Below are 10,871 nucleotides of genomic sequence, written 5' to 3'. Positions count from 1 at the left end.
AGCCAGGCCGAAGCCCGCTACCGATGCGGTGTTCTGGGCTGCGACGCCGTCGAACGTCCGGCGCGCTGGTGCCAGCACAACGAGACCTTCTGCACCATCCTCTCCCAGGCACCCGCCGCAAGCGCCGCGGCCGAACAGCTGTGGAACGTCGAGAAGGACCTCCTCGGCCTCGGCCAACTCGACTCCTGCAAGGGCGGCGACCCCGTCGCCTGCCTCCAACTCGGCGAAGACCTCGTTCTCAGCTCCAAGTTCAAACTCCTCGAACGCGGAATGGAAGCGCTGCAAGATTTGCGCTTCAAGCGGTACGCGACGAGCTGCACCCAGTGCTTCCCGGCCGGCACCAAGGTCCTCATGGCCAACAGCCATACCAAGGATATAGAGACCGTCCACCCCGGTGACAGCCTTCTGGCCACCGATCCGCTCACCGGCCGCACCGCAGCCCGCAGGGTCAGCCGTCTCATCATCACTGATGGCGACAAGCACTTCGACGAACTCACCATCGCCACCCCGGACGGCCCCAGGAAACTCACCGCCACCTACGAGCACCCCTTCTGGAGCCCCTCAGCGCACCACTGGGTCAAGGCCCACGACCTCACACCCGGCAGCACGCTCCTCAGCACCCACGGCACCACCGTCCACGTCGAAGCCAACCGCGCCTTCGACCAGCACACCCGCACCTACAACCTCACCGTCGACGATCTCCACACGTACTATGTCCTGGCTGGGAATACGCCCGTGCTGGTACACAACAGTGCCTGTGGTGTCACACGCGTTCCCAATCTCCAGGGGAAGAGCCTCGCTGACGCCGAGCAAGAGCTGTTCAGTCAAGGCTTCACATTCACATCGGAGACCAAAGGTGGATACCGTCGCTATGACAACTCGGACGGTAGTCAGATTTGGATCAGGCCGAACGGGGAAGTGATGAGGCTCGGTCCTTCGATCGATCCTGGTCCCAATCAAAGGAATTACCGACAGAGGTACGACCCGAACGGCCAGGTTACGCAAGACCATGAGACTGGGGAGATGGTGATCCGATGAGTTCGCTTCAAAAGTTCCTCGAAGCTGGCCCCCGTTGCCAGGGATACTTCCTGGATCGGCTCTCGCTTGAGCGCATCGACGACCTTGACGCGCTGGAGATGGGGCTGCGCTGGGGTCCGGAGAAGCCGGATATGACGCTCTCCTTTCGCGACGTCTATTTCTGTTCAGTCGAACGACCTCCGGGCCCTGGTGCCGCGCCACTGGATCGGGTGACGGCAACGCTGCTGGAGCCGAGCGATTCCCCTTGGCCAGAGGGACTGCCCCTTGAACTGTGCCGTTCTTCGTCGTTGCCGGCATTGATCTGGTTCCGAGTGGAAGGTCCGGTTCAAGTCAGCGTACTTGCGGCGATCGCAAGCGCATCGCTTGAGATCATGTAGAGGACTGATTACACCCTGAAGCACCGCCAGGCGATGATGTTCTCCAGGCGTCGTCAGTACGCGGACTTGCCAGCAGGGCGAATAGCGTGACGGTCGAGGCCGTGACTCAGCAGGGATCTTGATCGTCGCGTTGGTGAGTTCACTCGCCAGCTCACGGCAGAAGAGCCCTGTTGGGTCGCGACATCGCCAGCAGTCCTCTGCAGGACCCAGCGCATCGCCCGCAATGGCGTCGAGTTCTCACAAACGGCTGGGAACATGCGTGAGAGATCGTCAGACCAAACGACAGGGCTCAAAGGCGCGCATGCAACGGAGTTCCATGAGCGGCAGACAGGCGTGGCTGCGACAACAGGGCTCGGTTGCCTCGATCCGGGTCGACACCAAGCTCCCGCACGCTCGCCCGTAGCGGCCATCAGGGCCAACCGGCGTTCAGGCCGGAAGTATTCGGCGCAGGGGCACGGGAGTGATCACGGTGCGGAAGCCGTCCATTGAGATGGCGGCGGGGTGGGGCTTGCCCGGCTCCACTCTTTGTGGTCGATGACCGAGCATTCCGTCAAGTTGTGGACCCGACATACCGAGAACCCTCACGGGCTGTCGGCGTTCATCCGTCAGCCCGCGGCCCTGCGAACGGCTTGCTTGCACAGTGGGATCCACGGCTGACTGCCAGGTCGTGTAGGTGGAGTCGCCCTTGCGCCACCACCTCGATGCATTGTCGTACGTGATCGTGATGCCCAGGCCTCGTAGAGAGGCTCCTTCTTCTCGGCGTCGGCGGTCTGAATGCGTTGTGCGATGCCTCCGAGCCTCTCAGTGATCTCCCGGATCTGGTCGGCGGTGAGGGGTTCTTCCTTCTTCCGGGTGACGGCGGGGAGGACGTCGAGTTTCTTCTGGGCTGCTTCTTTGTCGCGTTTACCGCTACGAGCCCTTTTCGCGGGCGAGGCGCAGGACCAGGGTGCGGATTGACCGGACGGTGGATGGGCGTCCGCATCGCCTCGGGACGCAGGTCGCGGCATGGTGGCGCTTGAGCAGGTTGCGGTGCCAGCGCACACGCCCCGGCGGTCCTGAGCACGCGCGGGCAGCCGTCCGCGCAGCTGACAAAGGTCATCAATCTGCCTCAAGGCGGGGGAGGCCTTTCGGCTGCCGATGCCCGGCTTGGAGCGGCCGAGAAGCGCCGCCGGGAGCGGTTCTGCGTCGCCGCAGGCACCCATGGCTGGCACCAGCAAGTCCGAGATCAGTCCGGTTGATTCGGGCTGAACCGCAGGGTGCCGAGCCCTAGACTTCGGCAGTGAACGCCGACGACGTCTGGCCGTTGCGCGCCCCGCAAGGAGGAGATCGCATGCAGGACCCTTCGGACTCGATGGGGATCGTCGAGCCTGAGGAGAACGGTCAGAGCCTTACTGCCGACTCACCTGTTGCGGACGATCCGACACCCGACTCGGACATCGACTCAACGACGGCATCGACGGTCCTGGCGGAGGTGCTCCCAGGGGTTGCTGTCGTCTTCGGTGAAGTCCCGGTGGAACTTAAGCCCGATCTCCTCGACTTTGGACTGGTGTCTGCCGCCGACCGCAAGCGCATCTCCACAGTCCTCGCCTCGATCGGAAACATGGCAGGCGCGGCCGGCAACCTCGCAAACGCATTCGCCAGCGCGCAGGGCCTCTACAGGATCAGCGACGCAACCCAGGCTCTACTGAGGGCCGGAGCAACGCTCGCCGTCAAGGATGGCGCGAACCTCGGAACGGTGATCTCCTCCAGCCGCTTCATCGCTCAAGCCCGCTTCATCCCCGTGGCCGAGGTGAGCGCGGTGCAGACCGCGGCTTCCATCGGGCCGACGCTGGCCATGATCGGCCTTCAGATGCAGTTGAGCGAGGTCACAGGCCTTGTAAGGACCAACATCGCGCTGACAAGCCAGGTACTGACAACCATCCGCAACGAGCAGTGGGCCGAACTGACGGGCCTCGTCGCCACCGTCGATCGCGCAGTCGACCACGCCCGAGAGGTCGAATCGGTCCCCACTACCCTGTGGCACAAGGTCGCGGATAGGGAGGCGGACCTGGAGAAGCAGCTTGAGCTGTACCGACTCAACGTCCGCGACCACATCGGGCAGATCCATGAGCTCGACCTGCATGGCCGCCGTGAGTACCTCCAGACGAATGCTGCGGCGATCTTCTTCGACGCCAACGCCCTTCTGTCTTCCCTCAAGGCATGGACCGGATACCAGGCGCTCCACGCCGCGCGGGCAAGAGCTGCTGGACCCGACGACGTCGGCGAGGCGCGGCTCGTCGCCATCATTGCGCGCGACTCTCGTGAAGAGTTCGCCTCCGCTCTTGCTGAGTCGACTAGCCTCGTCGACTCGCTGACGCGGGAGCTACGAATCATTGCCGAGCTTCCCGGTCGCGACACGCTGCCACTGTCGGGGAAGCGGAGAGACTCGAACGCAGCCCGCCAGATCTCCGCCCGTCTTCTGGAGGCGATCGAGCCTCTTGCCGACGCTCTCCATCCGCCGGCCCCTCCACTTGAGGCTCCCGGCGTCGTCTGCGCGCCCAAGTCGCTGGCTCTCGAGCCGTACCTTCGCATCCTGCGATGGTTCCTCGAGGACGGGGAGACCCTACGTGTCCTCGGCTTCCCCGACGAGCTCGATGCCTCCGATCCCATTTCTGCGATCTTCGGTGGAGCGAAGGGGATGTTGGCGGCAGCGATGGACAAGGCCCCGGTGAAGACACTAGTCGCCGTCACGGATCGCCGCGTCATCACGGCCAGTACGAACGCATTGCTTGAGCAAGGCGAGATCCGTCAAGTCATCCCGATCGATCGGGTGCGATACGTCCGTCCGGCAACCACACAGGACAAAGGCGCGCGCTTGGCGATCGACCTCATCACGCGCGACGAGAACATCCGGTGGCACTTCCACGCTGACATCAACAGCACTCAAGTGGACGCGCTTGCCGCCGTGCTCGCCGAGTCGATGACGATCCCGGACATTGAACGCGATGAGCTTCAACGGCGGCGCTACGCTTCCATCGAGGCGGGCAAAAAGGGCGAAAGCACGGGCACGACATCTACGGAATCGACTGGATCCGAGGCCAGAGCCTGCGATGCCGAATAGGCCTCGAGCCGATGGACGAGGGGCCACACCGAGCGCACGTACCGAGCCTGGTCACGTACGACGGTAGGCATGGGTGCCAGAGGCAGGCACGTTACATGAAGCGGCGGGTGAGCAGTTTCCCGCGTGATCCATGCTCACTCGCTCCCCATTGGCGGGCAGAGGTGTACGGTCGACCGGCGCAGACACCGACGCCACCCCGCCGATCGCGTCCGCACCCGTCTCCGGGAAGCCTCGAAACGCCCGCTCATCGGCAGATGAGTGCGTGGTCCGCCGGGCCCAGCCGACCGGCCGTTGCCTTGTAGCCGTCCGGACGTCGCAGCCACCGTGTCGACCACCTGGGCCAGTGCGCGGGTGTGCCGGGCCGGTTCGCTGGTGACGCAGGCGATCTGCTCGGCCCGCGCGCCCCCTGCAGCCCCCGCCCGAGCTACGTCAGGGGCTGTCCCCCCCCCTCAACTCCGTGCTGGCTGCAGTGACTCGCCTCGGTAGGTGCAGCCGGACACGCGGCGTTGATCGGGAAGTGGCGGGAGGGGAACCACTCTGTCAACTCCCGAACTGGAAGTGATGAACCGTGAGGGTTGAAATCGATGGCGCAAGGATTTGCTCTGCAGAGGATGTTCACGAGTTCTTGTCGCGATCCCTAAATTTCGGCCAGTACTATGGTGCCAATCTGAGCGCCCTGTGGGATCGACTGACCACAGACGTGAAACGACCGATCGAGATCATCTGGACAAATTCGGAACTCAGTAGAGCAGCGCTCGGCGAGAGTGAATTCGAGAAGATTCGCGATCTCCTTCTCCGAGTTCAGGAACAGGATCGAACCTTCGGATGGTCCGAGCGCTTCTCCATCACTTTCGAATAGCATGTGCCGTGCCCCACAGGGCTATTCAGGTGGGGCACGGCGACCACACGCGTACGCCGAGCGTGATCTCTCCGGCGGTGACGCAGGCGAGTCTGAGGTCGACGGTCTGCCGCAAGGGTGACTGCACCTCCGGCGTGCGTCCCTCCACCTATGTGACGGGCAAAAAGAAGAAGCTGAACGCCGCCTCGTACGGTTTCACCGGCCGTAGGGGGATGCCGAGCGTGACCAACCCCAACTATCCTCGCAACTTGTGGGTGGAGTTGGCAGATCCGGCCCACCGGGAAGGGTGCCGGGGTGAACAACAGGAAGGATCCGGCGGAGACGAAGCTACACACCGCTGTCTGCTCCGGGAAGATCACTCTGGCCCAGGCGCAGCAGTCGATCGTCACCGACTGGACCACCGCACTGAGCACACTCCACCTCGACTGACCTGCCAGCGAGAGAAGCCCAGGCGACGCACGCCAGGGGCCAGCCTTGGCCGCCGACATGGCTGTCGGAAAAGGCTGTTACCGCCGGTGCCGGCTTGCTGCCCGTGCATGCGCGCCCACCACGCCTGCGCCGCGAAGGCCCTGGAAGTCCAGGTCGAGCCGGGCTGGGAGTTCTGGGGGTGGGTCGGGCGCACTCTGGTGCCCGGGCCCGCACTGTCGCCGTCGCCCCGGCGTAGCTGCGGCCAGTATCCGCCCCGGTGGACAACGCGTCGGGGAAGTTGTGGGACGGCGCCCAGGACGCACAGCACGCCTTCGGCGACATCGATGGGCGCCGGCCCGCTGTCATGGTGTGCACGACGCGCTCAGCCTGGCACTCCCGGCCGAGAAGGTGAGCGTCCGCCCTCTGACCCATCACCGCCCTCAGCCCCAGCCGGTCCACGTCTACCCCTACGGAGATCCTGTTGGTGGCGAGCAACACGTCCAGCACGTCCGCCATCGGGAGCTGCCGTTCGACCTCCTTGAGTCGCCGGGAGATGTCGCTGGCGTTCGCCCGGCTGCATCAACTCCGTGAGCGTGTCCGCGCGGCGTTCCTTCACCCCGTCCCGGACGGCCAGGTGCTCCAGGCGGTGCAGCAGCAGCCGGCCGCGGGCAGTTGCCACTACCGCTAGGAGGGCGGTGAGCCGCTGGAGGACCACACGTGCACCCCGGGTGCGCTCTCTCCGGCGGTGACGCAGGCGAATCTGAAATCGACGGTCTGCCGCAAGGGCGGCTACACCTCCGGCGTGCGCCCCTCCGCCTACGTGACCGGCAAGGAGAAGAAGCTGAACGCCGCCTCGTACGGCTTCACCGGCCGCGTGGGAGATGCCGAGTACGACCACCTGATCAGTCTGCAGCTGGGCGGTGACCCCAACGATCCTCGCAACCAGTGGGTGGAGTCGGCAGACCCGGGCCACCGGAAGGGGGCCGGGGTGAACAACAAGAAGGACCCGGTGGAGACGAAGCTGCACACTGCTGTCTGCTCCGGGAAGGTCACCCTGGCTCAGGCGCAGCAGGCGATCGTCGCTGACTGGACCACGGGGGGACTGAACAGCGGAAGCAGGGTGTGTCGATCCGTGCCATTGACTTCGTGCCCCAGGATGGCCGGGCGAAGGCCCGGTTGGCACCGACGGCGACGAACAGAGCCGAACATAGGCATGGAGAGCGTCCGCCGGGACATGCGCGAGGAGTGATACGCGTTGGAATGGTTGTCCTGATCTTGTTCACCGGGCTCGCGGCTCTACTTGCCGCCGTCGGTGTTTCGCCCTACTGGCTCTTCGCGGCAGTACCGCTCACGTTCCTTGGCCTGCTGGGTGCCTGGGATTTGCTGCAACGCCGGCATTCAGTGCTGCGCAACTATCCTGGGCTGGGTCATGCCCGTTTCCTCCTGGAGCGGATCCGGCCGGAGCTCCAGCAGTACTTCATCGAGCGGAACTACGACGGGCGCCCCTTCGACCGGGATGTGCGCAGCATCGTCTACGAGCGGGCGAAGGGCACTGATGCGGAGGAGCCGTTCGGCACCGAGCGGGACCTGTACCGGCCCGGTTACGAGTACCTGGTTCCCTCGATGGCCCCGTGCCCGGTCCCCGAGACACCACCGCGGGTACGGATCGGCGGGCCGGACTGCGAGCGGCCCTACGACATGGCGTTGCTGAACGTGTCGGCGATGAGCTTCGGATCACTGTCGTCGAACGCGATCCTCGCTCTCAACGGCGGCGCCGCTGCGGGAGGTTTCGCCCATGACACCGGCGAGGGCGGCCTCTCGGAGTACCACCTGCGGCCGGGCGGTGACCTCGTGTGGGAGATCGGCACGGGATACTTCGGCTGCCGTACCCGCGAGGGCGACTTCGACGCCGACGAGTTCGCCGCGAAGGCGGCGCACGATCACGTGAAGTGCGTGTCCCTGAAGCTGTCGCAGGGGGCCAAACCTGGCATCGGAGGGGTCCTGCCGGGAGCGAAGGTCAACGCGGAGATCGCGAAGGTGCGGGACGTACCGGAGGGACGGACGGTGATCTCGCCGCCTTACCACAAGGTGTTCTCCACCCCTCGCGAACTCGTGCGCTTCATCGCTCGTATGCGGGAGTTGGCGGGCGGCAAGCCCACCGGGTTCAAACTCTGTGTGGGCTCGCGCAGGCAGTTCCTCGCCGTGTGCAAAGCCATGCTGGCGGAGGGTACCGGTCCCGATTTCATCGTCGTGGACGGCGGCGAGGGCGGGACGGGCGCGGCGCCCCTGGAGTTCGCCGACCATGTGGGCACCCCGCTCACGGAGGGGCTGCTGACGGTGCACAACGCCCTCGTCGGCGCGGGGCTTCGCGACCGGATCAAGGTCGGTGCCAGCGGCAAGATCGCCACCGGGGCCGACCTGGTCAAACGGCTGGTGCAAGGCGCCGACTACGGCAACGCCGCGCGAGCCATGATGTTCGCCGTCGGCTGCATCCAGGCGCAGCGCTGCCACACCAACACCTGCCCCACGGGAGTCACGACCCAGGACCACCGGCGTGCCCGCGCCCTCGACGTCCGCGACAAGACTCCGCGTGTTCAGCGGTTTCAGGAAGCGACCGTTGCCGGCGCGCTGCAGATCATGGCGTCCATGGGCGTCACCGACCCTGCACAGCTGCGTCCGCACATGCTCCACCGACGGATCGACCCCACCACCGAACGCTCCTACGAGGAGCTGTACGAGTGGCTCGAGCCAGGGCAGTTGCTCGCCGAGCCGCCCGCCTCCTGGGCGGCGGACTGGAACGCCGCCGATCCGGACCGCTTCACCGTATGAGCGGTACGTGTGACCCAGTTGCCTGTATCTGTGACCGGAGGATTACGTGGCCCGTACTGTTGCCCGCGTCATTGTGGACGCGCTGAGCGAGCTCGGCGTGCGCCAGGTGTTCGGCGTCGTCGGAGACGCCCTCAATCCGCTGACGGACGCCATCCGCATCACCGAGGGGCTGGAGTGGGTGGGCTGCCGGCACGAAGAGGCGGCTGCGTTCGCCGCGAGTGCCCAGTCCCAGCTCAGCGGCACCCTTGGCGTCTGCATGGGGACAGTGGGACCCGGCTCCGTCCACCTGCTCAACGGACTGTACGACGCGGCCAAGAGCCGTACCCCGGTCCTGGCCATCGCCGGCCAGGTCCCGCTCGCGGAACTCGGCAGCGACTACTTCCAGGAAGTCGACAACGACACCCTCTTCAGCGACGTGTCCGTCTTCCGCGCGACCATCACCTCCCCCGACCAGCTCCCGCAGATGCTGGAAACAGCGGTACGCAGCGCACTGGGCCGCAAGGGTGTGGCTGTTCTGACGGTGCCGGGCGACCTGGGCGAGCGTGAACTCGGTACCGACCGGCCCGCGCGGTTCTCCCTGAACGCTCCGCTCACGCGACCGGAGGAGCCCGCCGTACGACGGGCCGCGGAACTGCTCGACGATGCCGCACGCGTCACGCTGCTCGTCGGGCAGGGCGCCCGCTCGGCACGCGAGGACGTGCTGGCGCTGGCCGACCGGCTGGCGGCGCCGATGGTGCTCACTCTCAAAGCCAAGGCGGGCTTCGAGGGCGACGGCAACCCGTTCCAGGTCGGTCAGACCGGGCTCATCGGCAACCCCGCAGCGGCTTCGGCTCTGCAGGACGCCGACACCCTCCTGCTGCTGGGGACCGACTTCCCCTACCGCGACTGGTATCCCGAGGGCCGCACCGTCATCCAGGTGGACGCCGAGGCCAGTCACATCGGGCGCCGCGTACCGGTGGACCTCGGCCTGGTGGGCGACACCGGCGCAACCGTACGGGACCTCCTGAGCCATCTGGCCGCCGGACCGTCTGGAACCGAGGGCGCGCGTGACCGGTCCCACCTGGAGAAGGCGCGCGAACGCTTCGACCAGTGGCGTAGCGGCCAGGCCCGGCTGGCAGACCCCACACACGACAAGGGCCTGGTGGGGCGCCTCCGTTCGGCGCTGGACAACCGTGCCCACGACATCCGCCCCGAGGCGTTGGCGGCCCTCGTGGACCGAGTAGCCGCCGACGACGCCGTCTTCACCTCCGACACCGGCATGGCCACGGTGTGGCTCTCACGCTTCGTCGAGATGCGGGGTGAGCGGCAGCTGATCGGTTCCTACAATCTCGGCTCGATGGCCAACGCGATGCCCCAGGCACTCGGCGCACAGTGCCTGGACCGCGAGCGCCAGGTGGTGGCGTTCTGCGGCGACGGTGGACTGAGCATGCTGCTCGGCGACCTCATGACGCTCAAGACGCACCGCCTACCGGTCAAGCTCGTCGTCTTCGACAACCGCCGGCTGGGCATGGTGAAGCTCGAACAGGAGCAGGCCGGGCTCCCGGAGTTCGGTACCGTACTCGACAACCCCGACTTCGCCGCCGTCGCCGAGGCCATGGGGATCACCGGCATCCGCGTGACGGAAGCGGCCGAACTGGAGGGCGCGGTGCGTCGCGCATTCGCCACTCCAGGCCCGGTCCTGCTCGACGTCCTCACCAATCCCGACGAGATCGCCGTGCCGGCCAAGCCGTCCGTCGAGCAGGGTTGGGGGTTCGCGGTGGCCAAGGTGAAGGAGGTCGTACGCAGCCACGGAGACGGAAGCGGACACTGAGCGGCGCGGGGCGTGTGAGGGCCTGCTGACGGGCAGCGACGGCCGCTTCCTTCTGGACCGCATCTGCCGACACGTGCCTCACCGCTTGGAGCCCGGAGGTGTCCTTCCCTTGGCGCGCCCCACGCTCGGTGTCCCCGGCCGATCTCTCGCGCCACTCGATGCCGCGAGCGGGTTGCCCTTCGTGCCGAGCGGCCTCTTGAGCCCGCCTCTCGGCCGAGCGTTCAGAATGAGGACACCGCAGGGCGCGCGGGCCACGCCTCACGCCGCAGCAGGTCGAGGAACCAGCCGGGACGCCACTGATCCCGTGAGTGCCCGTGGGCGTTGATCACGATGCATCGGTGCGGATGACGACGTACTCGTCGATGATGTCGATCGCGGCTTCGGTGGCGAGGGCGACCAGGGCGCCGATGATGCAGCAGGGCGCCGCCGGTCAGGAGGGAGATGTCGGCT

7 protein-coding genes and 3 pseudogenes are annotated in these 10,871 nt (G+C 66.2%); 8 read left to right on the top strand and 2 right to left on the bottom strand.

Going from position 1 to position 10,871, the window contains the following annotated elements; translation table 11 throughout:
* Together ACZ7FF_RS08650 and ACZ7FF_RS08645 are read left to right on the top strand one after the other, a co-directional pair.
* Positions 1-1,038, top strand: a 1,038-nt coding sequence (locus ACZ7FF_RS08650; protein ID WP_470810565.1) for a polymorphic toxin-type HINT domain-containing protein, incomplete at its 5' end; no start/stop codon positions are given.
* Complete coding sequence (locus ACZ7FF_RS08645; protein WP_470810563.1) at positions 1,035-1,415, top strand: hypothetical protein; 381 nt, start codon at positions 1,035-1,037, stop codon at positions 1,413-1,415. The genes ACZ7FF_RS08650 and ACZ7FF_RS08645, both read left to right, overlap by 4 nt.
* Before the next feature lie 912 nt (positions 1,416-2,327).
* Here the strand turns inward: ACZ7FF_RS08645 and ACZ7FF_RS08640 are convergent.
* Positions 2,328-2,468, bottom strand: a pseudogene (locus ACZ7FF_RS08640) (integrase); the annotation flags it as partial.
* Between the two features lie 226 nt (positions 2,469-2,694).
* Between ACZ7FF_RS08640 and ACZ7FF_RS08635 the strand changes: the two are divergent.
* The 3 genes from ACZ7FF_RS08635 (at position 2,695) to ACZ7FF_RS08625 (ending at position 5,803) form a co-directional block, all read left to right on the top strand.
* On the top strand, positions 2,695-4,515 hold the full coding sequence (locus ACZ7FF_RS08635; RefSeq protein ID WP_470810562.1) for a hypothetical protein: 1,821 nt from the start codon (positions 2,695-2,697) through the stop codon (positions 4,513-4,515).
* Positions 4,516-5,083: 568 nt separating this feature from the next.
* Positions 5,084-5,374, top strand: coding sequence for a barstar family protein (locus ACZ7FF_RS08630; RefSeq protein WP_470810560.1), 291 nt, complete (start codon positions 5,084-5,086; stop codon positions 5,372-5,374).
* 294 nt (positions 5,375-5,668) lie between these two features.
* Complete coding sequence (locus ACZ7FF_RS08625; protein ID WP_470810618.1) at positions 5,669-5,803, top strand: hypothetical protein; 135 nt, start codon at positions 5,669-5,671, stop codon at positions 5,801-5,803.
* A 402-nt stretch (positions 5,804-6,205) separates the two neighbouring features.
* On the opposite strand, the pseudogene ACZ7FF_RS08620 reads toward ACZ7FF_RS08625, so the two are convergent.
* Positions 6,206-6,425: pseudogene (locus ACZ7FF_RS08620) on the bottom strand (hypothetical protein); the annotation flags it as partial.
* A gap of 3 nt (positions 6,426-6,428) precedes the next feature.
* Here ACZ7FF_RS08620 and ACZ7FF_RS08615 point away from each other — a divergent pair.
* From ACZ7FF_RS08615 to ACZ7FF_RS08605, 3 genes and pseudogenes are all read left to right on the top strand, one after another.
* Positions 6,429-6,878, top strand: a pseudogene (locus ACZ7FF_RS08615) (hypothetical protein); the annotation flags it as partial.
* A 164-nt stretch (positions 6,879-7,042) separates the two neighbouring features.
* On the top strand, positions 7,043-8,611 hold the full coding sequence (locus ACZ7FF_RS08610) for an FMN-binding glutamate synthase family protein (protein WP_470810612.1): 1,569 nt from the start codon (positions 7,043-7,045) through the stop codon (positions 8,609-8,611).
* Between the two features lie 46 nt (positions 8,612-8,657).
* Positions 8,658-10,421, top strand: a complete 1,764-nt coding sequence (locus tag ACZ7FF_RS08605) for a thiamine pyrophosphate-dependent enzyme (protein WP_470810558.1) — start codon at positions 8,658-8,660, stop codon at positions 10,419-10,421.
* Positions 10,422-10,871: the final 450 nt, after the last annotated feature.

The organism is Streptomyces sp. NPDC037126 (assembly GCF_055605965.1).
The sequence above is the reverse complement of the archived record's forward strand: the minus strand, read 5'-3'. Positions and strand labels throughout refer to the sequence as shown.